The 21,867-nt window shown below is 42.7% G+C and carries 22 protein-coding genes and 2 tRNA genes; 15 read left to right on the top strand and 9 right to left on the bottom strand.

Annotated elements, in window-relative coordinates; translation table 11 throughout:
• Positions 1-2 precede the first annotated feature (2 nt).
• The 3 genes from OEX01_05870 to OEX01_05860 form a co-directional block, all read right to left on the bottom strand.
• Positions 3-1,229, bottom strand: a complete 1,227-nt coding sequence (locus tag OEX01_05870; protein ID MDH5448513.1) for an MFS transporter — start codon at positions 1,227-1,229, stop codon at positions 3-5.
• Between the two features lie 219 nt (positions 1,230-1,448).
• On the bottom strand, positions 1,449-2,495 hold the full coding sequence (locus tag OEX01_05865) for a polyprenyl synthetase family protein (protein ID MDH5448512.1): 1,047 nt from the start codon (positions 2,493-2,495) through the stop codon (positions 1,449-1,451).
• Between the two features lie 65 nt (positions 2,496-2,560).
• The gene (locus tag OEX01_05860; GenBank protein MDH5448511.1) at positions 2,561-2,893 is read right to left on the bottom strand and encodes a PadR family transcriptional regulator; all 333 of its coding nucleotides are present in this window, start codon (positions 2,891-2,893) and stop codon (positions 2,561-2,563) included.
• A 235-nt stretch (positions 2,894-3,128) separates the two neighbouring features.
• On the opposite strand from OEX01_05860, the gene OEX01_05855 reads away from it, so the two are divergent.
• The 6 genes from OEX01_05855 to OEX01_05830 all read left to right on the top strand — a co-directional run bounded on the left by OEX01_05855 (position 3,129) and on the right by OEX01_05830 (position 8,328).
• A complete protein-coding gene (locus OEX01_05855) occupies positions 3,129-3,539 on the top strand; it encodes a PadR family transcriptional regulator (protein MDH5448510.1) in 411 nt (136 codons plus the stop codon).
• 149 nt (positions 3,540-3,688) lie between these two features.
• Entirely contained in the window at positions 3,689-5,002 is a 1,314-nt protein-coding gene (locus tag OEX01_05850; GenBank protein MDH5448509.1) for an amidohydrolase, read from the top strand.
• A gap of 98 nt (positions 5,003-5,100) precedes the next feature.
• Positions 5,101-6,066: an ATP-binding cassette domain-containing protein gene (locus OEX01_05845; GenBank protein ID MDH5448508.1), complete on the top strand. Its 966-nt coding sequence runs from the start codon at positions 5,101-5,103 to the stop codon at positions 6,064-6,066.
• A 24-nt stretch (positions 6,067-6,090) separates the two neighbouring features.
• The gene (locus tag OEX01_05840; GenBank protein MDH5448507.1) at positions 6,091-6,852 is read left to right on the top strand and encodes an ABC transporter permease; all 762 of its coding nucleotides are present in this window, start codon (positions 6,091-6,093) and stop codon (positions 6,850-6,852) included.
• Positions 6,853-7,635, top strand: a complete 783-nt coding sequence (locus tag OEX01_05835) for an ABC transporter permease (GenBank protein MDH5448506.1) — start codon at positions 6,853-6,855, stop codon at positions 7,633-7,635.
• 63 nt (positions 7,636-7,698) lie between these two features.
• Positions 7,699-8,328, top strand: coding sequence for a DUF996 domain-containing protein (locus tag OEX01_05830; GenBank protein ID MDH5448505.1), 630 nt, complete (start codon positions 7,699-7,701; stop codon positions 8,326-8,328).
• 24 nt (positions 8,329-8,352) lie between these two features.
• On the opposite strand, the gene OEX01_05825 is transcribed toward OEX01_05830, so the two are convergent.
• Positions 8,353-8,508, bottom strand: coding sequence for a hypothetical protein (locus tag OEX01_05825; GenBank protein ID MDH5448504.1), 156 nt, complete (start codon positions 8,506-8,508; stop codon positions 8,353-8,355).
• Positions 8,509-8,598: 90 nt separating this feature from the next.
• Between OEX01_05825 and OEX01_05820 the strand changes: the two genes are divergently transcribed.
• The 3 genes from OEX01_05820 (at position 8,599) to OEX01_05810 (ending at position 11,691) form a co-directional block, all read left to right on the top strand.
• Positions 8,599-10,299 (top strand): hypothetical protein, encoded by a 1,701-nt coding sequence (locus tag OEX01_05820; protein MDH5448503.1) that lies wholly within the window; start codon positions 8,599-8,601, stop codon positions 10,297-10,299.
• Between the two features lie 304 nt (positions 10,300-10,603).
• Positions 10,604-10,849 carry a hypothetical protein gene (locus tag OEX01_05815; protein ID MDH5448502.1) on the top strand — a complete coding sequence of 82 codons (246 nt, stop codon included), beginning with the start codon at positions 10,604-10,606 and terminating at the stop codon, positions 10,847-10,849.
• Positions 10,850-10,974: 125 nt separating this feature from the next.
• Positions 10,975-11,691 carry a hypothetical protein gene (locus tag OEX01_05810; GenBank protein MDH5448501.1) on the top strand — a complete coding sequence of 239 codons (717 nt, stop codon included), beginning with the start codon at positions 10,975-10,977 and terminating at the stop codon, positions 11,689-11,691.
• A 22-nt stretch (positions 11,692-11,713) separates the two neighbouring features.
• On the opposite strand, the gene OEX01_05805 is transcribed toward OEX01_05810, so the two are convergent.
• A complete protein-coding gene (locus tag OEX01_05805; protein ID MDH5448500.1) occupies positions 11,714-12,976 on the bottom strand; it encodes a hypothetical protein in 1,263 nt (420 codons plus the stop codon).
• 164 nt (positions 12,977-13,140) lie between these two features.
• On the opposite strand from OEX01_05805, the gene dapA reads away from it, so the two are divergent.
• Positions 13,141-14,619: a 4-hydroxy-tetrahydrodipicolinate synthase gene (gene dapA, locus OEX01_05800; GenBank protein ID MDH5448499.1), complete on the top strand. Its 1,479-nt coding sequence runs from the start codon at positions 13,141-13,143 to the stop codon at positions 14,617-14,619.
• A 184-nt stretch (positions 14,620-14,803) separates the two neighbouring features.
• Positions 14,804-14,881 (top strand) — tRNA-Pro (locus OEX01_05795).
• Positions 14,882-15,439: 558 nt separating this feature from the next.
• On the opposite strand, the gene mntR is transcribed toward OEX01_05795, so the two are convergent.
• A complete protein-coding gene (gene mntR, locus OEX01_05790) occupies positions 15,440-15,931 on the bottom strand; it encodes a transcriptional regulator MntR (GenBank protein MDH5448498.1) in 492 nt (163 codons plus the stop codon).
• A gap of 107 nt (positions 15,932-16,038) precedes the next feature.
• Here mntR and OEX01_05785 point away from each other — a divergent pair, with 107 nt between their 5' ends.
• From OEX01_05785 to OEX01_05775, 3 genes are all read left to right on the top strand, one after another.
• Positions 16,039-16,314 (top strand): ferrous iron transport protein A, encoded by a 276-nt coding sequence (locus OEX01_05785; GenBank protein ID MDH5448497.1) that lies wholly within the window; start codon positions 16,039-16,041, stop codon positions 16,312-16,314.
• Complete coding sequence (feoB, locus tag OEX01_05780; GenBank protein ID MDH5448496.1) at positions 16,311-18,257, top strand: ferrous iron transport protein B; 1,947 nt, start codon at positions 16,311-16,313, stop codon at positions 18,255-18,257. Before OEX01_05785 ends, feoB begins: the two co-directional genes overlap by 4 nt.
• 92 nt (positions 18,258-18,349) lie before the next feature.
• Positions 18,350-19,546, top strand: coding sequence for an ArgE/DapE family deacylase (locus OEX01_05775; protein ID MDH5448495.1), 1,197 nt, complete (start codon positions 18,350-18,352; stop codon positions 19,544-19,546).
• A gap of 31 nt (positions 19,547-19,577) precedes the next feature.
• Here the strand turns inward: OEX01_05775 and OEX01_05770 are convergent.
• The 3 genes from OEX01_05770 to OEX01_05760 all read right to left on the bottom strand — a co-directional run bounded on the left by OEX01_05770 (position 19,578) and on the right by OEX01_05760 (position 21,502).
• Positions 19,578-19,654: transfer RNA gene (locus OEX01_05770), tRNA-Val, on the bottom strand.
• 60 nt (positions 19,655-19,714) lie between these two features.
• On the bottom strand, positions 19,715-20,191 hold the full coding sequence (locus tag OEX01_05765) for an NAD(P)H-dependent oxidoreductase (GenBank protein MDH5448494.1): 477 nt from the start codon (positions 20,189-20,191) through the stop codon (positions 19,715-19,717).
• 249 nt (positions 20,192-20,440) lie between these two features.
• Positions 20,441-21,502, bottom strand: a complete 1,062-nt coding sequence (locus OEX01_05760; GenBank protein MDH5448493.1) for a DUF362 domain-containing protein — start codon at positions 21,500-21,502, stop codon at positions 20,441-20,443.
• 96 nt (positions 21,503-21,598) lie between these two features.
• Between OEX01_05760 and OEX01_05755 the strand changes: the two genes are divergently transcribed.
• On the top strand, positions 21,599-21,867 hold a 269-nt coding region (locus OEX01_05755; protein ID MDH5448492.1), incomplete at its 3' end, for an MBL fold metallo-hydrolase.

The raw sequence follows: 21,867 nt of genomic DNA, 5'->3' as shown, positions 1-21,867 counted from the left end.
TGTTATTTTTGTTTGATTTTTTGTTTTAGTTTGAGGGCTTCTTCAGTGTATATTTTTAGTTGGCGTTGTTGGATTTTCTTTTCTGGTAGGGTTTCTCGTGCGTAGAGTAGGGGTATTACGGCTATGAAGAGAAAGAATGCGGCTAACGAAAAAGCACTGGTCTCAGGAATCAAAGCAACATAAGGAGCAAGAAGAAGAGATAGCATTTGAGTTAAGAAAAACGGCGCTACTCCAACTGCATAGAATTTTTCTGAACCATTTCTGGGTAGGTCTCCCCACAACACCATCACGAACAATACCACTAATAGTCCTAAGGCTATGCCATCTATAATAAAGTAGAAGAGCCATGCAATCCATATATGCGCGGCCAGTCCTACCATAGCATAAGCTACTCCAAGTGAAACAAAACCGAAGATCATCACTCGCTTCCGGCCAACTTGGTCAGATAGTACCCCCCCAATTAAGGCGGAGACCCCTGCAACACTCGGCTCAACGATTCCAATTAGAAAACGAATCTCTCCAACGTGGAAGTTCACAAAGACTGATCCAAAGCTATCTACCAAAGTAAACATGAGCCATGCAACAAAATATAGAACAAATGTTCTATTCTGGAAAACTGAGATGAGCGAAGGGGTTCTTTGAATACGTGGTTCGAAGTCATCGCTCTTTTTGGGAGTGAAAAACAGCATTGGTAAGCTCCATCCTCTCCATAGGGCGAGAATTACTGCACTTGAGACCAAATCTAACGTAGACATAATTATAGAGACGAAGGGTGCGCTAAAAATCGTCGCAAATAATATAATCCCACTGAGTTTTCCTCGGTTTTCAATAGGTGTAGATTCTGTAAAATAACTTAGACATAAAGGCATACCGAGACCCATAGAAGAACCCAATAGCATGACCATGACAAGCGTAGTGAATAATGAAGAAACCATAGGAGTGGCCAAAAAGAGTGAAGCAATAATTCCGAAGAGTAACCAAACATAGAAAAAACGAACTTTGCGGACCTTTGCCAGAGAAACTGATCCAACGAGAGCAGACGCAATTATAGAAACCGTATAAACCAACCGTAAATACAGATTTTCAAAACTTACTTCAGAAAAAAAGTATCCAACTTTGTCTATCATAAGCAGCCCAATAAAATACCAAGAAAAAGTGTTAAACAAAAGAGCAAAAGCTACGATGTGCTCTCCTTTGAAACCGTGTCTCTCTTGAAGCCGAAGGAACATTGCAGCCACTACGCGTAGTCATGTTCACTCTCTTTTACATCGTTCAAATTAAGTTTAAGAATTGATAATGTATATTTCGAGTTCAGATTCGAGAAGTGTTCATGTGTAGAACAAAACGCTTAAATAAACAGTTCTACACAAATACAGTTTGGGGCTATAATATGGCAAAAAAGAAAAAGGTTCCAAAGGTTCCTTCAAGAGGACTGTTGAACTGGGGAACTACGTAGCTTGAAATACTGGCTTCCAATCTCTCGGATTTATCGTAGTGGAAGTAATTAATAGTTTAAGTTTCTTATTTTTATTTTGAAGCAATTCAACGTATGAGCATGCTTCTTCAGCCATTTTTGTTATGAGCTCAGCCACATAGTTCAATCCTCTTCTATCATCTGAAGCCTTTGAAATTCTCTGCAGATCCATGGCTGTTAATCTTTTTTTAGAAATAATTGAAATGATCTCGGGTCTTGCTTTAGGGTCCTGTAGTGTATAGACCAAAGGCAACGGTAAAGATTCTTGTCTTATTCTATGCCTCAACACGTCTAACTCCAACACGTCAATTATCTCATCTCGCAACATTGACATAATCCCAAACAATCTGCCAAACATACCCAGAATGTTGACTTCGCCTTGCGAACCACAGCCTAGAATCCCACCGATACGAGTAACCGCCTCCAACTCTGAAGCCCTCATTCTAATTTTAGCTAAGCATTCTTCAGGCGTTATGTCAATTTGCCTTCGGGATCGCAGTTCCAAAACTTCGCTTTCACTTTGTTCAAACCATATTCTTTCAATCGTGCTGAGAATTGCAATAATTTTCTCTGGGGGTATACCAGATCGAATGGTTTTTCTTAGTAGTGTGAAGCCTTTGAAGAAGAGGACATCACTTAATACTAATGCAAGCTCTTTCCCAAACTTTCCCAAAACTGTTGGACGCCTATTCTTTGTGCGTGATTTATCTATAATGTCATCATGTATTCCAATAGCGCGACCAAACAAAACCAAAGACGCTGCAGTAGAAATAGTAACTTCTGAAGTCCCTCCTACAGCTTTGCTACAAAGAGAAAGTAGTGCTGGTCTAAAGTAATCCGGCTTGTAATCGAGCATAACGTATTTTATGGCTTCTTCAAGTTCTGAACTGCTTGTTTTTTCTTTTAGCATTGTCTCTTGCGCAAGCTTCCACCCTTCTCTTCCTTCTTTCTCGCATAACTTATCGGTCTTGTTAAGAAGTTCTTCTCCTGTTTCCTCGAATACGCCTTCATTCTCTTTCATAGCTAAACCTCTAAACTCCAACAGTAGCTTATCTGTTGTGTTTTTCTTAAAAATCTAATACACTACTATGCTGCTTTGATATCTTGTTTTTGTATTTGCTCTTGTAAAACTTCACTGTAAGCATCCAAAAGCTGTATGCCTCTCGACGTTATCTCATAAACTTTCCTAACACGCCCTCCTTTCTCCTCCTTCCTGCTTCTCAAAAAACCCTTCTTCTCTAAGCTATTAAGCAAAGGATACAACGCACCATGGCGTATGCTTATCCCATACTCTTCTTCTACATACCTAATAATCTTGTAGCCCCACATAGGCTCTGCCTGCACCAACCTCAAAACTATTATATCAAGAAAGTTTCTGAATACGCGTTGAACAATTCCCTTCCTGAAGCTTTCAGACACATATGTCACGATCCAGACACTTCATGTTCCAGCGTTTTAATGGTTCCTCCTTATAGAGATTATTAAATTTTCAGAATAATTATGCTGGGTTAATATGCTCTTTTATGACTTGTAGTCGCATCAACACTTATATGGCTGTTTAATGTATAATAAGTCTTGAGATATGTCTCTTTAGAGACATATTGTATATGCGGTGAACAACCTAACTGTTCAACGCGTCTACGAGAGGAAGAAAATGGGACAACAAAAGAGAGAAGTTCAAAACAAACTGATGAAGGGACTCCTAGACCTCGTCATACTCCAATTCCTAAACGCCAAACCAATGCATGGATACAAAATAATATCCAGCATACGCAAAAACTTCGGCGTCTACTTCGGCCCCAGCACCATATACCCCCTTCTGAACAGCCTAGAAGAAAAAGGCTACATCAAAAGCAAATGGGACCTCAACAACGAAAGACCAAGAAAAGTTTATGAGCTTACAACTGAAGGACAGACCCTGCTAAACTTCACCGAAAACTCGCTTAATCACATCTGCCGCAAAATCAGCAACATAGCCCTAAGCAAAAACTTAGTAAACGGGGTTAACGGCATCCTACAAAGACCAATATGCTCCACAATGAAAAACTCCGTCGCCAGAAAGTAAACTTCTTTCTCACACATCTTCTACTTTGCCACATGAGTCCCCCTTTCACTGTTTACTTTGTATTAGCCAACAGCGAAAATATTGCTTCCTTTATACAACCGATAATGTAATTTTTGAGTGGACAATAATTACTTCAAGGTAAGAGCAAGATGGTTTTCGAAGAAGCCGACATCGTCATAAGGAATTGCATGATTTTACCAATGAACAATTTGAAAGCCGTTACAAAAGGATTGATTGCAGTAAAAGACGGCGCCATATCCTATATGGGAGAGACTAATGATGCCCCTAAGATAAAGGCTGAAAACATACTCGAAGGACGTGGAAAACTTGCCATGCCTGGCTTAATAAACTGCCACACTCACTTGGCTATGACGCTTTTTCGAGGCTTAGCCGAAGACGCAACGTTAGAGAAGTGGCTTAGCGAATCCATTTGGCCTTTGGAGGCAAAGCTTACTTCCAAAGATGTTTATGCTGGTGCTCTTCTGGGCTGTCTTGAAATGGTTAAAAACGGGGTGACGTGTTTTGCTGACATGTATTTTTTTGAGCATAAAGTAGCTGAGGCAGTGGAAAAGGCTGGATTGAGGGCTGTTTTATCCTCAGGAATTATTGAGGCAAATGACAGGAAAAGAGGAGAAAAGCTGTTTAGAGAAGCAGTTGAATTTGCTGAGAAGTACAAAGGATATGCGGATGGGCGAGTTACTACGTTTTTGGGACCGCACACGGCTTTTACATGTAGTGCGGAGTTGCTGGCGAGGGTGCGGGAGAAAGCTTCGCAGATGGGCTTAGGAGTTCATATTCATGTTGCTGAGTCAAAGGAGATGGCTGAAAAGGTTATGAAGAAATGTGGTTTTTCAGAAGTCGGGTTTTTAGAAAAATTAGGTTTTCTTGACAGTGATGTGCTTGCGGCTCATTGTATTCATTTGACGCGGGAGGACATGGCTGTTTTGGCGAAGAGAGATGTGAAGGTGGCGCATAATCCTGTTGCGAACATGAAGTTGGCTCAGGGCGTGGCGAAGGTCAGGGAGTTGGTGGACGCTGGTGTGACTGTGGGTCTTGGCACTGATGGGGCTGCTAGCAATAACTGCTTGGACATGTTTGAGAGCATGAAGGTTGCTGCGTTGCTTCAGAAAACAAACTATGGAGACACGACTGTTTTGCCGAGTAAGAAAGTTTTGGAAATGGCGACCATAAGAGGGGCTGAGGCGTTGGGGCTGGAAAAGGAAATCGGTTCGTTGGAGGTTGGAAAGCGGGCGGATGTTATTTTGGTTGATTTGAAGAAGCCTAATCTAACGCCGTTACATGATTTGTGTGCGAGTCTTGTTTATTCTGCTCATGGGTGTGATGTTGACAGTGTGATTGTTGATGGTGAAGTGGTGATGGAGAATCGTGAAGTGAAAATACTTGATGAAGAAGAGGTTATGGAAAAAGCGCAAGATGCTGCTTTTAGTTTGTTATACCGTTAGATAAACCCTTGATTTTCAACTCTACGATACGTTTATCTATTGAAGATTTTCATTATCTCTAGTTCTAGCGGGGAAATTAAGTCAACGAAGGTATATTGGTGTCTATTATCCGTACAATTGACTTGACAAAGCGTTTCGAAGATTTGGTTGCAGTTGACCATCTAAACTTGAACATTGAGGACGGAGAAATCTTTGGATTGTTAGGCCCTAATGGCGCCGGCAAAACAACCACTGTTCTCATGCTTACAACAGTGATTAAGCCAACCAAAGGCACTGCTATCGTGGGTGAACATGACATAAGAAAGAGCCCAGACGATGTGCGGAAGCTTATTGGAATCTGCTTTCAAGAGCCTAAGCTTCTGTGGGTTAGCACGCCGTGGGATGTGTTAAATTGGCATGCTAAGGTCTGCGGTCTCTCAACGCAAGAAAGGAAGAAAAGAGTCAAGCAAGTCTTAGAAGACGTAAGCATGTGGGATTATAGAAAGAAAAAGGTTCATGGGCTTTCTGGTGGAATGAGAAAGCGCGTAGAAGTTGCTAAGATTTTGATTCAAAGACCCAAAGTTGCTTTCATCGACGAGCCTACCGCCCAAATAGATGTGGTTGGCAAACACAAGATTTGGAACATGATTCGAGAACTCCGAGATGAAGGCTCCACCATAATCTTAGCCACCAATGAGCTTTACGAAGCAGACATACTTTCTGACCGTGTCGGCATCATGCACAAAGGCAAACTGCTAGTATGTGACACACCTAAAACACTGAAAGACAGCATCCCAGGGGGAGACATAGTTGAGATTCAACTTGAAAAAGAAGCACCAAAAAACGCGTTGGAAGAGTTGAAGAAATTCCCAGAAGTCGTAGACGTAGCTACGGTAAGCCCCAAGAATTTGAGGATTTATCTAAACAAAGTGCAAGAAGTCGTTCCTCAAATTATGAAGCTATTTCTGAAAAATAACCTGCCAATTATGTCAATCAACATGAGCGAGCCATCACTTGATGACGTGTTTGTACATTACACAGGATTGACCATTGAAGAGGCAGAGCAAAAGGGTTCTTCGAGGTGAAAAGAAACGAAGAAGTTGTTATTGGTGGTTGAAAGAGACCTACGCATGTTTTTGCAATTTAAGTTCCTCATAATCTTGCGAGCCATTTGGTTTGCAGCACAAATCGCCTTTTTTGGGTTAATTGCTTCTCGCATGGTTGTGCCTGCTCTAGCAGATATTTATTTTGAGTACTATGTTGCAGGTGTTGTAATAATGATGTTATACTCTACTTCCGTGTTTATTGGATACGACATTTTTGAAGAAGCTGAACATGGAGTTTTCGAGTATTTGCTCAGTCTTCCAGTTTCTAGAAGAGAGCTGGTGTTGGGAAGGTCGATTGGCGGTGGCATACGTAGCTTTATTTTTGTAGGGCCACTTATTGCTATAGCGTTATTTGTAATTGGACTGGAAAATCCACTAAATTTTCTAATTGCTTTTTTAGCCCTTTTCCTGTTCGCTTTCGGCGTTTCTGGGATGAGCATCACGATTGCAGTTGGGCTAAAGTCTAGCGACCACTTCGACATTCTTATGGGAGTTCTAAATGCCTTCATAATTCGGCTAAGTACAACAATGTATCCTCAGACTTTCGTCCAAGATGCCAGCCAAGCATACGCAGTCTTGACAAATTTTAATCCGGTTACCTTTGCCTCTGACCTGTTCCGTTGGGGTGTGGGCATTGAAAAATACCTAACTATGACCCCTATGCCGCTAGCGGCGATAATTGGGCTCGTCATATTTTTCTTCACCTTCACATTTATCGGCGTTACAATTTATGAGAGACGGCTTGAGGGTGGAGGGTGGCAATAAATGAAAGCAGTTCTGCACGTAATTGAGCATGATTTTAGAAACTTCTTTCGCTACAAATGGTGGCTAGCCGGTCTCATAAGCATGAACCTGGCCGACCTATTTATCATGGCAGTAGTATACAACCAAATGGTGAGCCCAGACATAGCTGAGCAAATCATAAGTTATTTCAGCTTTTTTGCCCCAGGTGTCACCATAATAGGCCTATTCGCTTCAGCCTACATGATAGGCAGAGAAATAAACATGGAAGTACGCCGCCAAATCCACCACTACATGCTAAGCCTCCCAATCACACGTTTAGAACTTGCCATAGGGAGACTGCTTGCAGGCGGGCTGAGAGGCATGGTATATATGTCGCCGCTGCTCTTGACAACATTCCTTTTTCTCGGCTTTCCATCACTTCCACAACTTCTCGTGATTTTAGGCGCTCTCTTCCTGTTAGCAACAGGAATTTCAGGCTTGAGCATAGCCACGGCAGTCTCTACAACGAGTCTTGAGAAATTCGTTACTGCGAGAGGCATGGTTTATTATGTGCTGTTTTTCTGCAGCAGCATCTTTTACCCGCTGTCGCTTATACAGGATCTTGGCCGGGATGGCGTAATGCCGCAGTTCGTAGTGATGTTGGCTGAGTTTAACCCTCTAAGCAGCGGCGCAGATCTTATCAGATCCTTTCTCCTAGGCACCCCAGAGTTCACGTTTAACATGATAAGAAATCTGGTAGTTTTTTCAACTATCTTCGCCACCACTGCCACATTTGCCTACATGAAAATAATTCAACGAAAATAGCGCATGTGTCCAGAAAAGCTTTTATTTGAATACGTAGAAACTCGTTCTTCAAGGCGGAAAAAAATGGATTTAGCTACAAGCAAGAACCTTGGAGGCGTAGGAGCAATACTGATGTTCATAGCACCTTTACTTATGTTTGCAGCGTCCTATGCAGGTTTACTTGGCCTTATTGGCTTTATATTAGTGTTGATAGCGTTGAAAGGCTTCGCCGATCATTACAAGGATGCTGGCATCTTTAACAACGCCCTCTACGGTTTCATCACAACAATTGTAGGCGGCGTTGTGGCTGTGGGGGTTTTCGTAATAACTGCTCTGACCGTCGTCGCTGATCTAGGCATCGATGACTGGACCAGTGCAACGGAGTGGACAGACTTAATTACGGCGGAAGCTGCTCTCGATTCCCTCTTAACGCTAATCGGAGGCATCGTTGCTGCACTTATCATCCTCTTCGTATTCGCCATTCTAACTGCCTGGTTGTATCGGAAATCACTGGGATCGCTTGCGTCAAAGTCAGGAGTAGGCTTATTCGGCACAGCAGGCCTGCTGCTCCTAGTTGGGGCAGTTCTAACAATAATCATAATAGGTTTACTACTAATTTGGATCGCTGTAATACTACTTGCTGTCGCTTTCTTCTCAATTAAAACAACCGCTGGACCGGCTCCAGAAACCCCACCACCACCACCACCATCGTAGCACCCTTTTTTTTCTTTACCAAGATTATCTAGATTGTTTTTGTAAATAGTTGTAGAGTTCTTTGGTGTAGTTAGAGAGGCTATCAATGCGTTTAGTGAGTTCCTCAACTTTAACCTCAAGTCGCACAACTCTTTCACGAAGATCTGAAGCCTCTCTGCCAGCTTCACCTTCCTTAGCCATTTAATCACCTCTCCATTCTCTTAAGGAAATAGCATATTTATGTTTTGAAGATAGCTTTTAAACACGAAAAAATCTATAATGTGTGTAGTCATGAGCAAACTTGTAAGTATCGACGGTCCTGAAGAAGATCGAATTCTCAAACTATGCAAAGAGACTGCAAGCCCTCAAGAGATTTTTGCCGCTTGTTTTCACGGGCCGAGAGTATATGGATACGCCAAGAAAAAAGCCGACGTAAACGTCTTGCTGATCGTGTCTGCCTACTCTCCTAAGATGCGCAATTTTGCCAAGCAAATAGACAGCGTCAATCTCTCCATTTTGGCAATTGACAAAAAAGTGTTCGAAAGCGACATAGAACACGGACAATTCGGCGAGGTCGCTGCAGAAAAAATTGCACTACCCTACCAACCGTGGATAAACCCAAGCTATCTGGAAGAAATGGAGGTGAAGATGAAAAAACGGTTTGTGTTAGAGCTTCTAAAAAACATCATTCTGCAATACCCTGAATTGTCCACGGAGCTTCTCATTAAACCAGAGTATTTCATGTACGAAGCCATAAGAAGAAGAACAAGACTATTCCCACCTTTAAAGTACAGCTTCTTAAACATGTTTAAAAGAAAAACTAGAAAGCAAAATGTTGACTTTATCATGAATGGATATTTAAAAGCTCTAAAAGAACTAGAAACAGAAAACTGCATAATGTCGTCAAATAGCTACATAAAAATTGACAAAGACTTTATTGAAGCAACAAAGCGTCAGAGAAACAGATTTTCCAACATCCTCATGTCCATCCAAAAAGCCTTATTACCCTACATTCGAGGTATTTCCTCAAAAATAACAACGGCTTTTCCACAAAATCAAAAATCCTTTACAAAAGGCTCCCATCAAAAAACAGAAAAAGAACTGCTCAGACAACTAGGAGAAACAGAAAAATATCTACTAATGCCCACACCACTCGGTCCAGTTCCTCTTTCCGACAAAACAAACATTCAGGACTTCGTACGAAAGACGGTGCCTGGCGGAGAAGAATTAGAAATAACGATTGAAGAAATGGGCGGCGTTCTGAACAGTGTTTTCCTACTTCGACTTCAGAAAAACAGTGAAACACAAAAAATTGTAGTAAAAAAGTTCGAAGACTGGCTAGGCTTCAAGTGGTTCCCTCTAGCCTTGTGGGCACTAGGTACACAATCGTTTGCTGTGCTGGGCGCAACACGACTTGAGAGAGAATACTCTATCAACCAGTTTCTAAGAAAACATGGCTTCGCTGTTCCACACATTCTCTATGTTAGCCTAAAAGAACGTCTGATTTTCGAGGATTTTGTTGAAGGGAAAAAATTAAGTGAAATAGTTAAACAAACAATTTCATCCCTGTCAAAAGAAGGCAAGGTAAGGAACGGCGAAGTTCTTAAAACAGTAGGAAAGGAAATCGCAAAAGCACACTCGTTAGGCATAGCCCTAGGAGACTGTAAACCTGAAAACATACTAATCACAAAAGACAGGAAAGTGTGTTTTTTAGACCTTGAACAAGCAACAAGAAACGGAAACCAACCTTGGGACATCGCAGAGTTCCTCTACTATTCAGGCCACTACATCCTTCCAATCCACTCCGACGAAGCTGCCAGAATAATCGCCTCCTCTTTCATAGAAGGCTACTTAGAAGCGGGAGGAAAAAGAGAAACAATAAAGAAAGCCGCCTCTGCAAAATACACGAAAGTCTTCAGCATATTCACCCTTCCCCACATAATTTTGATAATGGCGAACATCTGCAGGAAAATAGAGAAAAGTGTTACATAACTGGCTAAACCATTTTCGCCTAAAATTCCATCAGATGCGCGCGTCGGGTCACTGTTCCTCCAAAAAACCTCGTCAAAGTCATTGATAAGATACAACCGAAAAAACTGGTTCCCATTCATACGGAGCACCCGATTATATTTAAGAAATTATTTGGAGACCATTCTGTAGAACTTGTTGAAGAAGGAAAGGAAATTCTGCTTTAGAGAAGGAGCTATAGCTATTCAGAATATGCAGAAGAAATTATTATGTTGCATTTTATGTTGCGTTTCGTAAACCTTAAGATAAGCGGTTTGCTATTGTATTTTTGATAGACTTGTTCAACGTGACAGTTGATCGGCGTTTGCGGCAACTTATCCACTGTTTAGGCTTTAGCTGTATTGGAGGAGCCATATTTCTGCAGATTCTTGTTTTCTCAGACATCGTTACACAAGGCTACTTTTTCGCAGTAGAACAGAACCAGCTGATTTTGTCCTTTGAAGTCGTGTTAACTCTCTTCGCCTTTATTTACTTCGTATACGTATACCAACGTTTTATTCGCACGTTAAAATAGCAGATTTTCACCAGCAAAAATTAAAAATACGGCTGAAAAGGTTTTAGTTTTTCAAAATAATGGTAGAAAACCGTTAAATACAGTTTGATGGAACGCAATAAGCACTTCTAGAAGGTGGAAGAAGATTGAACACTAGACGATTAATACCTTTGTTAATAACGACCGTGATTCTTGCCAGTATAAGCATAAGCGCAACTGTCTACTCGGAGACAGAAGAAAGACAAGTATACTCGTTTACTCAAGGAGGTTTAGTTATAGAAATAGAATCACCAATTCAAGCTTGGCCTGAAGATAGATTAAATGTCACCATAAAGGTCAAAGCTGTAGCAGAAATCCACATAGACTTCATCAACGCAACCATTTCTTGCCTAACGGAGAATCTGACTGAAACTTCAATCACATACATTGACTTTGTCAAAGACTTCGATTTTAGCTCAGGACAAACCTATGAGCAGCACTATGAAGTGGTTGTACCTAAAGATGCGTTATCCGGCTTGATTTATGGTAAGTTTCGGTACAGCTGGTACATCAAAGGAGACATACCTACGTACGTTGACAATGTTCACACTTTCCAAATTACATTCATCCAAAACAAAGCTTACGAAGATTTAAGACAAGCTTATGATTCCTTGAACAGTTTCTGTAACGACTTGCAAGCCAACTATACTTCGCTTGAGGCAAACCACACCGATTTACAGCAAAAATATCAAGAATTAGCGAGCAACCAAATTGCTCAAAATAACTCAACAGGCTTGATGTACCTTTTCGTAATAACAACAGCAATTTTCGTTGTAACAACAATTCTCCTGTTGATAAAACGTCCTAAAACAACAACATGGTAACCTTTGCCAAGCTCCACAACCCCTATTTCTTGTGCAAGTTCTGAGCAGCGATGAAGGTTAAGCCCCGCTCGGTGAGGGCTTTAGCAGTTCTATTCATTGAATCATGTTTGTCGAGATAATTAATCGTTAATTTCGGCATCAGACCCTTTGCCAAAATATCCTTTTTAGGGATGAAGTAATCCAAGATGTCCGATGGATGTTCCCGGGTTTTCTCAACCTCAAGTGTTCCACCCTCATGTTTGGCACTAATGTTCTTCACATGACCTGCGATTTCCAGAAGTTCGTCAAGTCGGTCGTATGGTTGCCTAACAATACTCTTGTAAGTTTCTACAATGTGGTGTTCGATACGAACAATGTCCTCAAAGTCGAAGGCTTTTCGTATGTGAGCTGAAAGCTCGATTGTCTCGTTGTTGACTGAATTTGCAAGATTAAAACCTATTAGTGGGCTTGTGCTGTCATCGCGACTGAAGAGTTTAGCGGTCATTAACGTCCAGAAGCAAGAATAGGGATTGTCATTACCTAGATATACTGAAATCTTAAATTCAATGTCGATTCCAAGTTTGTAGAGCCAGTATCCAAGCATAACGCTCCCTATGTTTGTGTTCAATACTTGTCGAATGCCATATTCAGTATAGCACTGCAGAAATTCATCGACCCACTTCAAGGCAAACTCGTTCGGCATCCCTACGCCTCCGAAATATCCTGTAATAGTTTCAGGGCCTCCCAAATGAACGTTAATAGGTAAGCCATCAGGCCCAGGCAAAGTTCCTTTTGTATCTAACGTTTCCACGTAGGAAGCACCTATGATCTGTACTGCCGCTGCAAACGCTAGGATTTCATTGTCCTCAACTTGCTCTCTCATAGGACGTACACGAATGAAACGCCCGGGCATGAGATCTTCCTGTGCAATGGCTTTTTTTGCTTCTTCTATAACCCAAGGAAAAAAGTTGCAGGCACTGATTTCAAGAGTGACAGCGAATGACTCGTCGAACGTCATAGAAGCGGCTTTGCCTCCTAGGATTTTCTTGCGGTAGTCGGGGATGCTGATAAAAGCGTCCTTATCCCGCTGCTCAATCAGCCACTCAAGGTCGTTCACAAAAGGCGAGTTTTTCGCTCCAAGTTTAGCCATGAGATTTTCGAGCCTGCGGGCTTCTCGAGCTTTGCGGTTAATCTCGTCAACGCCGCCGTGTTTCTCGATGATTTTTAGCAAGTTGTTTATAAGAGGGTTGTCCTCTTTCAGGATAAATTCGTTAATTTTCTTTAAAGTTTCATCTTTAATTCTCAATTTTTGCCTGAGTTTTTCCAAAGGATGACCCTCCAAACTCTGTGTTGGGTAACTAGTGCATGTAGCCTTTATAAGAATAGTGAAGTCTGTGGCAGCTACATGAGTTCTTAAAGAAGGGCTTAAATGTGTAAAAAGTACGATAACTTGTCAAGGAGTTAGAGTTCATGTTCAAGCCTAAGGGAATTATGCCTGCTCTGGTGACGCCTTTCACTGAAGACAGAAAAGAAGTAGATGAAGAACAGATGCGTGTGCTTGTTAATTACTGTATTAAGCTTGGAGTTCACGGTGTTGTTCCGTGTGGGACTACTGGCGAGTTTGTAAACATGACTTTTGAAGAAAGGAAACATGTTATCGATGTTGTTGTTGACGAAGTTAATGGCAGAGTTTCTGTTGTGGCAGGTACTGGGGCAAGTGGAACTGATCAAGCGTTGGAGATGGTGAAGTATGCAAAGGATGCTGGTGCTGATGCGGCTTTAATCGTGACACCTTACTATCTGAAGCCGACCAGTAGAGGAATCTACGAGCATTATTTCACAATTTCGTCTAAAGTAGATTTACCAATAATTCTTTACAACATTCCTCAATGCACCGGGCTGCCTTTGCCGTGGCAGATGGTGGAAGACTTGGCGCAGATTCCTAACATAGTTGGCGTCAAAGACAGCAGCGGGCAGCTTAGCTTCATTTTGGCGGTTTTGGAGAAGGTTCGTGACAAGGTTAACGTTATGTGTGGTCATGATGAAGTGGTTGTGGCGGCTTTGGCTGCTGGAGCTAGTGGAGCCATTTTGGCAAGCGCCAACTTCATTCCTGACGTTTGGATTAAAATCTACAACAGTGTGCAGAAGGGTGACTTGCAAAAGGCTCGTGAGTTGCAGTATAAGGCGCAAAAAATTGCGCGGATTACGGTGGCGAGTGGGGCGGTGGGTACTAAGGAGGCATTGAACATGATGGGCGTTAAAGTAGGGCGTGTGAGGCTGCCGCTTAGTGTTGGTGGAGAACTCACTTACGAGGCTAGAGAGGAGTTGCGATTGGATTTGGAGAAGATCGGCAAAATAAAGGCAAAGCCGGTTAAGTTTGAGGTTGCAGAGAAGGTTTTGGAAGAAAGGTTTACAGCTGTTCACATAACGCCTGAAGTAATTCGCGATTTCAAGCTTCGCGTAGGCGAGGCTTTAGCTGGAAAAGATGCGGAAGTGGCGCACATCGATTTGATGATTGGTAGGAAGGATGGCCCTGTGGGTGAAGCGTATGCTAAGGCAAAGGCGAATCCAACTCCCGGGCATGAGCCACTTGTAGCTATTTTGGAGCCTAATGTTTTGGTGAAGCCTGTAACGTTAATGGTTCCTACAGTGACTATTAAGAATATGCGGCAGGCGAGTATGGTTTATGGTCCAGCGCAGGCTGGCGTGGCTAAGGCGGTTGCGGACAGCTTGGCGGATAGTAGTATTCCTAAAGGGGCTGAGGAGGATTTGATGATTATAGCGAACGTTTTTGTGCATCCGTCTGCGGTTGACAGGCAGAGAGTATATATTAACAATTTTAAGGCTATGCGACATGCTATTCGGAGGGCTGTTGAGGGCAGACCGTCGGCGGACGAGGTTATGGAGAATAAGGATCGGTCGAGACATCCTTTCAAGTATACGCCATAAAAAGCGGATTGTGCGCACGTCACCTAGACCTTTTTAAATTTTATTTAGAGCCAAATAGAAACGTAGACGCCAAATATGCGAGTGGCGATTTTTTGATGTGACATGGAGTTTGGATTAGGTGTGATTGTTTGTTTGGATAATGTTAATTAATTGTTTGTTGTTTTAGAATTGAAGGTTGGAGAGAGGGGCTGTCGGCTAGCTTGGTCTAGGCTATGAGACTTGGGCTCTCGTGACCCCGGTTCAAATCCGGGCAGCCCCACCACTCTGCAGTTCTCCATTGCTTTCGTAGTTATTCTTCGTGTAGATCTTCTCAAATTTGGTAATCAACTGTTTCAAGGGATTTTACATGTCTCAGAAAGATTAAAGCTCAATTCTCTCGATTTTCTTAAAAATTCAGCATCTGATTATGACACAGTGTTTCTTTTCCGTCTCATTCTGCGCTTGCATTTTCTTAGGTACAAGAAGCAGGAGAGGTTTAAAGTTTTAAGTTTGATGTTTGGGCAAGGAAGAGATCTCCATTTGATATGTGTGTGAAAAAGGAGAATGAAATTGTTGGTGTTGAAGGTTTGTTGTGCTGTTTTTAATAGTTGTTAATGTTGTCTATGTGGCTGTGCGTATACGAGAGGAGAGGAGAGTTTTCGATATATGTAGTTTGTAGTTGTCGTCGGTGTATGTGGTAGTGGTTGTTTTTGGAGTGTTGTTTTTCATCCTGTGCACCAATTTGAAGGGCTAAACGTCTGTATTAAGACTTAATAAACGTTATGCAATGTCTGTAGAACTCAAAAACACCACACTAAATGTGTGCGCACAACTCATTGTGTCAGTTGGTCTTTTTTGCTTTGCCCTTCACTCTGCACTCTTTGCGTCGTTTTCCCGTTCTGTTGTATTGCTTGAAATGTTCAAGAAATGGGGGAGTTTGCGGTGCTGATTGCACAAATTCTACGAACTTTGCGAGTTTTTCTGCAGTTTCACGATTTATTATATGTTCAATCTCACAAGCGTCTTTGTCAGCGTTCTCTTCAGTAACTCCTATCATAATCAAGAACTTCTTTAATGCTTGATGCCGTTTTTTTAAAGTTTCTGCAAGCAACTTCCCCTTACGGGTTAGTACAACCCCTCTATACCGTGTGTAGGTGACAAATTTCTGCTCATCCAGCTTTTGAAGCATGCTTGTCACGCTTGGAGGCTTTACATTTAATGCGGCCGCTATGTCAGCAACCCGGGCATAGCCGTGTTCCCTAATAAGATTGAAGATTGTTTCAATGTAACCTTCCTCGCTTTCACTTAGCTTAACTGTATTTGTTGTTTTCACCAGTGTTTACCTCTAGGCTTTCTTAGACTTGCCTAACATTGTTATGTTAAACTAAATCCTTATTCATAAGCTTTCTACATATACAAGTGACGCTGCCAAAAAAGAGGATGAAAAAACTGGAACTACCACTAACTCGCCTAAGAGATGGTGAAAGGGGAGTCATAATCTCCATCAATGCATCATCAAGCCATCGCCGTAGACGTCACCACCGAAAATGGGGCTTTCAAAAAAGACTGGAAGACATGGGTCTTACCCCAGGAACCAAAGTAACAGTAGTCAAATCAGCACCTTTCCACGGTCCCATAGAACTACAAGTAAGAGGCTCCAGACTAGCGATAGGAAGGGGAATGGCAGAAAGAATTTTAGTGAGTGTAGAAAGGTGACTAAGAAACAAATTATTATAGCCCTCGCTGGCAACGCCAATGTCGGAAAATCTGTCATATTCAACCACCTAACGGGAATGCATCAACACATTGGAAACTGGCCTGGAAAAACAGTTGAAAGAGCAGAAGGAACACTTCATTTTAAAGGCTACACAATAAACATCGTCGACTTGCCTGGAATCTACTCCTTATCCACCTTTTCCATAGAGGAGCTTATCTCGAGAGAATACATTGCAATCGAGAACCCTGACCTAGTAATCAATGTTGTTGATGCCTCGGTTCTTGAGAGAAACTTGTTCTTTACGCTTCAGTTGATTGAACTCGAGACACCGATGATTGTAGCTTTGAACCAGATGGACATGGCGAAAAAGAAAGGTATAAAAATTGACCATAAGAAACTAGAAAAAGCCCTAGGCGTACCCGTAATTCCAACAGTAGCGCCAAGTCGAGTTGGCATTTACGATTTGCTGCAGGCATCTGTCAACATTATTGAGAAGGGAAAGGTTGCCCCTTCAAAGGTTAGATATGGAGAAGAAGTTGAGGAAAAAATCCTGGAACTCATTAATTTGGTTGGGAGATTGCGGCTTCCCTACCCTGCTAGATGGGTTGCCATAAAGCTTTTGGAAGGAGAAGAGCAGATAGAGGGTAAGATTCGCCAGATGAACCCTAAAATTTTATCGGCTGCAAGAAGGCTTGCAGAGGAGATTGAGGGTATTCATGGGCATTCGTGTTCAACTGTGATAACTTCTGAGCGGTATGAGATTGCTGGGTGTATTGCCCGTGAAGTACAGCAGATAGTGTCGCCGATTAAGCCTCCGAAGAGAGAAAGACTTCATGGCCTAACAACTCATAAGCTCCTTGGATATCCAATAATGGCGGCGGTAATCCTCTCGATCTTCTTTGGGATTTTCTCTTTTGGAGATTGCACGTCTGGTTTGTTGAGTGATATTTTTTATGGTTTGGAGCCTGTTTTTGAAAATGTATTGGGAACTGGGATTGTGGGAGAGCTGCTGTGGGGGGGTGTTGTAGAGGGACTTATAGCGGGGATTACGATTGCGTTGCCTTATCTGCTTCCGTTTTACTCGGTGCTATATTTTCTTGAGGACTCGGGGTATCTTAGTAGAGTTGCGTTTTTGATGGATAACTTGATGCATAAGATAGGTTTGCATGGGAAGGCGTTTATTCCTGTGATACTTGGCTTCGGCTGTAATGTTCCTGCTTGTTTGGGGTGTAGGATAATGGAGACTAAGAGGGAGAGGCTTATTGCAGTTTTTGTCGTTACGTTGGTGCCTTGTGCTGCCACGACTGTTATAATTCTAGGTCTTGTTGGGGCTTTTGTAGGTGTTCAGTGGGCGTTGCTATTGTACGCTGTTGACTTATTGATTATTTTTGCTCTTGGAAGAGTGGCGTTTAAGGCTTTGCCGGGTGAGCCGACGGGCTTGATTATGGAGATGCATGACTATAAAGTGCCTCATGCGAAAACTATAGTGAAGCAGACTTTGTTTAGATTGGAAGAGTTTATCAAGATGGCGTTTCCGCTCATAATAGCGGGCAGTTTCGTAATCAAGCTTGTAGACGTTCTCAACTTGCTGGAGCCAATAGCGGATGCTCTCAGTCCTGTAACCGTTGGTTGGCTGGGATTGCCTGCAATCACTGGAATAACTTTGATTTTTGGAGTGTTAAGGAAGGAGCTGACTTTGATAATGCTAGCAACCTTGCTGGAAACCTCAAATTTTGCCGCAGTTCCAGGTTTTGGACCAGTGCAGATGATGGTGTTCACTTTAGTGGCGATGCTCTATATTCCCTGCATCTCGACTATTGGAGCGCTGGTTAAGGAGTTGGGCTGGAAGAAAGCGTTACTCATTACGGTTTTTGAGATTATCTTTGCAATTGTCATTGGTGGAATAGCATATAGAATATTGTTACTTGCAAGCATTTGGTAAGTGAAGAAACGCTCAATGAGAGCATTAAACTGGTTTTATCAAAAAAGCTAAGTCTTAGTAGACATTAGAAGTCGTGCAAGAGGGATAAACGCTTGAGTTCGCTAGAATACGAAATTAATCTTCTCTCAAAAATGGTTGAAATCGACACTGAATCAGTCTCAAAAAAAGGATACGACAAATGCGCATCCATAATCGTAGAAGAAGCCGAACAAAACCAGCTAGACGTAGAAATAATCAACGGAGAAAAAGGAGCCAAAGACGGACTCTCACGCCCAAACGTAATCGTAACTCTCGATGCAGGCTCAGACGTAACACTGCTCCTCGAATCACACTTCGACGTCGTCCCTCCAGGACCCAACTGGACATATCCACCCTTCAAACTAACGGTTAAAGATGGAAAAGCCTACGGAAGAGGCTCTGCAGACAACAAGTCAGGCATCGCAGCTGCAATGGGAGCCATGCGACAACTAAAGAAGGAAAAGTTGGACATAAACCTCAAACTCGTCGCGGGAGTAGACGAAGAAATAGGCGGAAGATACGGCGCAGACTACGTGATGAGTGACTACGGATTAAAAGGCGACGCAGCACTAGTCGTCGACTCAGGACTAGAAAGACTCTACCTAGGAGCAAGCGGCATCCTCTGGGGAAAAATAACAGTCAAAGGAAAACAAGGACACGCTGGATACCCCTTCAAAGCAAAAAACGCTATCAACGAAACCATAAAACTACTCACCGCCCTCGAACCCTACAAAAACGCAGTGGAGAAAAAAGAATCAACCCTACACGCACCACCTGAAGCCCCAAGACAATTCATCTGGGGACGATACACCGTAACAATGATTCGAGGAGGAGAGAAAGAAAACGTCATACCCGGCACCTGCGAAGCCCGCTTCGACAGAAGACTCCTACCAGAAGAACCTGTAGAAGAGGCAGAAAAAGAACTGAGAAACTACTTCCAACAAGCAGTTGAAAAAACCGGCTGCCAAGCCTCACTAGAAATCATAAACAAATTCCCAGGCTACCACACACCGAAAAACCTAGTCTTTGTGCAAACAGTTTCAGAAAACATCAAAAAAACAATAGGCCAAACTCTACCTTTAGCTGCTGAACTAGGAGGAAACGATGGAAGCTTCTTCGCCAAAAACGGAATCCCAGTAGTATGTTACGGAACGATTAGAGCTGACACCTGTTATCATGGTTTGGATGAGTTCGTACATCTCGAAGACGTGAAAAACGTCCGAGACCTTATAATCAATCTTGGAAGATCACCAAGAGAAAAAATAGCATAGTATCGCGCACGCAAAGTGTTTCGTTTAAATTTGGTGGGCCGGGCCGGACTTGAACCAGCGACCTTTGGCTCGTAAAGCCAATGTCCTACCAAACTAGACGACCGGCCCTATTTGCGAGCAAGCCAAAAATCTGCTGGAGAATTATTTAAGCTTGTAGGCAAACTGTCTTCAAGACTTCAACTTCAAGACAAGACTCGCAACCATATTGCCCAACTCTCTACACCTCTCTGTCTCTCCTTCTTTGGGCTCTCCAACCGCAGCAGCGCCATAATGTTGAGCATGAGCCCGCCCCTGAATAACCATTCCATGAACGAGCATAGCCTCCAAAACCGAAACAATAGTCGTCTCGGCACCACTAGCAACACCACCCGAACTCGTAAACGCCGCCCCCACCTTACCTTGCAATTTTCCATGAATCTTAACCGACTCGTCAAACATGGCTTTGATTTTACTGGACATTTGACCGTAGTAAGTAGGCGACCCGACAATAATCCCATCAGCTTTCAACAAATCCTCATTAGCCGTCTCATCCACCCTCTTCATCACAACGTCAATGCTGCCAACCTCTTTCACGCCCTCAGCAACCGCAAAAGCCATCTTCTCCGTATTCCCCGTCTTTGAATCATAAACAATCAGAACTTGCAAGCGTCTCACCACATCAAGCGATTTCTAAAAAGCGATAGCTAGATAATAAAACTATCTACCTGCACATATATACATCAATATAAAGATGTAGCAGCTAACAAAACACGAAAATAGTTCGTGCAGCAAATCAAATCCAGTCAACCCAAAAGAGCTCTGAGCACCAAAATTGCATGTTTGCGGGGTTGCCCTAACCTCTAGCTAATGGAGATATCACCCGCAACTCCCCATTTTTTCATCAAATTATCGAAACTACTCTGTCCAGTAAACCCATCCATTAAGTTCTTTGGCAGCCTTCAGTTTGCCCGTTCTTATCCTTCGGGTTAAGGTTGTTGCGATTACACCAGTGTAACCTTTTGTCGAGATTCCCCTAGCTTCAAAAGCTTTTACCACGTCATCTCTTGTTCTTTTATGCGGCAGTTGAAAAAATCTATCTTTAATTAAGCTATCAATCGTCGGCGCCCAAATGCTGGGTGCACCGCCACGCTCCTTCCATTTCTTTCTGAGCGTTTTAGCCGCCAATTTAGATTCTTCTCGTAAACTTTCGAGTGGCGTTCCCACAATCTCAATGTCTTCTATGTCTCCTACTCCTAGACCCCGCTTCACAAATTCTTGGGTTACAGGCATTCTCTCAGGTTTCAAACCAGCTAAGATTGCTCCCACAGTTTCCACCGCTACTGCATCCCTTCCTGCAAGAAGAGTGTTCATAGGCACTCTAAGATCACCTGCACCACGCCAAAGATAGGTGCCATCCATTACAGATAGGTCCACTCCACCTATTGCTTCATAGATGTCTGCCAAGAGTGAACAGAAAATTTCGTTTTTATGAAACTTTGCCTTCTTTCGGATAGGAATACAACCGAACAAGTTCTTAAGGATGCTACCCCGCTCAAAGGTTCTCATTATGTGTGTGTTAACCAATACGTTGGGCTTAAAAAGAAGAGTGGAAAGTTTCATCTTTTGACCGGCAAGGGTTACATCTTGAGCATCCTTTAGGTCTGAGAGGTTGACAGGTATGACTCGTTCTGAGAAAAGCTCCTTCCAGATTTGCAGCCTTTCTAAACCTGTTCCTTGGTAGTTATCTGATTCGGCAATGAAGACCTTGGGAGCTTTGTTGAAACTATCAATTATAGCGTCGACAAAGCTAATAGATGTGTGATTGTCTGCTTTGTGACTGAAAACTCCCACTTTCACAACTACTGCTTTCTTAGAAGTATTCAAATCGTCTATTCCGCCGATTAAGCGCAGAGCCTCCCCTAATGATTTCGCTTCTGCGTTTCCATCAAACTTGACAATGGCAACCTTTGAAGTCAAATCGATCCCTTCGTAGAAGAGGCATTCTTATCCTAAACTATCGCTTAAATGTTATGCGCGCGCTTGTTATAACCGCCTTGAACATAGGAGGCTCAAATGACTTTGGAGATTAACACCCTCACTACGCCTTTTGTTTTTAATGTCTCTGTCAATTGCTACCTTGTCAGAACCGGCGACGGATTTATCCTGATCGATACGGGGAGGACCAACAAGCGCGGCGCGATCGAAAAAGAACTTGAAAGCGCAGGTTGCCAGCCGGGAAATCTTACGCTGATCGTACTAACTCATGGTGATTTTGACCACTGCGGTAATGCAGCGTACCTTCGGAAAAAATTCGGTACACAAATAGCTATGCACAGATCGGA

The sequence above is a fragment of the Candidatus Bathyarchaeota archaeon genome, assembly GCA_029882535.1.
GTDB lineage: Archaea > Thermoproteota > Bathyarchaeia > Bathyarchaeales > SOJC01 > JAOUKM01.
This window is presented reverse-complemented; position numbering and strand designations above follow the sequence as displayed.

Bases quoted from the DNA above. Each gene is read 5' to 3' on its own strand.
- OEX01_05870 (MDH5448513.1), bottom strand. From the start codon at position 1,229: ATGTTCCTTCGGCTTCAAGAGAGACACGGTTTCAAAGGAGAGCACATC.
- OEX01_05865 (MDH5448512.1), bottom strand. From the start codon at position 2,495: ATGAAAGAGAATGAAGGCGTATTCGAGGAAACAGGAGAAGAACTTCTT.
- OEX01_05855 (MDH5448510.1), top strand. From the start codon at position 3,129: ATGGGACAACAAAAGAGAGAAGTTCAAAACAAACTGATGAAGGGACTC.
- OEX01_05850 (MDH5448509.1), top strand. From the start codon at position 3,689: ATGGTTTTCGAAGAAGCCGACATCGTCATAAGGAATTGCATGATTTTA.
- OEX01_05835 (MDH5448506.1), top strand. From the start codon at position 6,853: ATGAAAGCAGTTCTGCACGTAATTGAGCATGATTTTAGAAACTTCTTT.
- OEX01_05830 (MDH5448505.1), top strand. From the start codon at position 7,699: ATGGATTTAGCTACAAGCAAGAACCTTGGAGGCGTAGGAGCAATACTG.
- OEX01_05825 (MDH5448504.1), bottom strand. From the start codon at position 8,508: ATGGCTAAGGAAGGTGAAGCTGGCAGAGAGGCTTCAGATCTTCGTGAA.
- OEX01_05820 (MDH5448503.1), top strand. From the start codon at position 8,599: ATGAGCAAACTTGTAAGTATCGACGGTCCTGAAGAAGATCGAATTCTC.
- dapA (MDH5448499.1), top strand. From the start codon at position 13,141: ATGTTCAAGCCTAAGGGAATTATGCCTGCTCTGGTGACGCCTTTCACT.
- OEX01_05785 (MDH5448497.1), top strand. From the start codon at position 16,039: ATGAAAAAACTGGAACTACCACTAACTCGCCTAAGAGATGGTGAAAGG.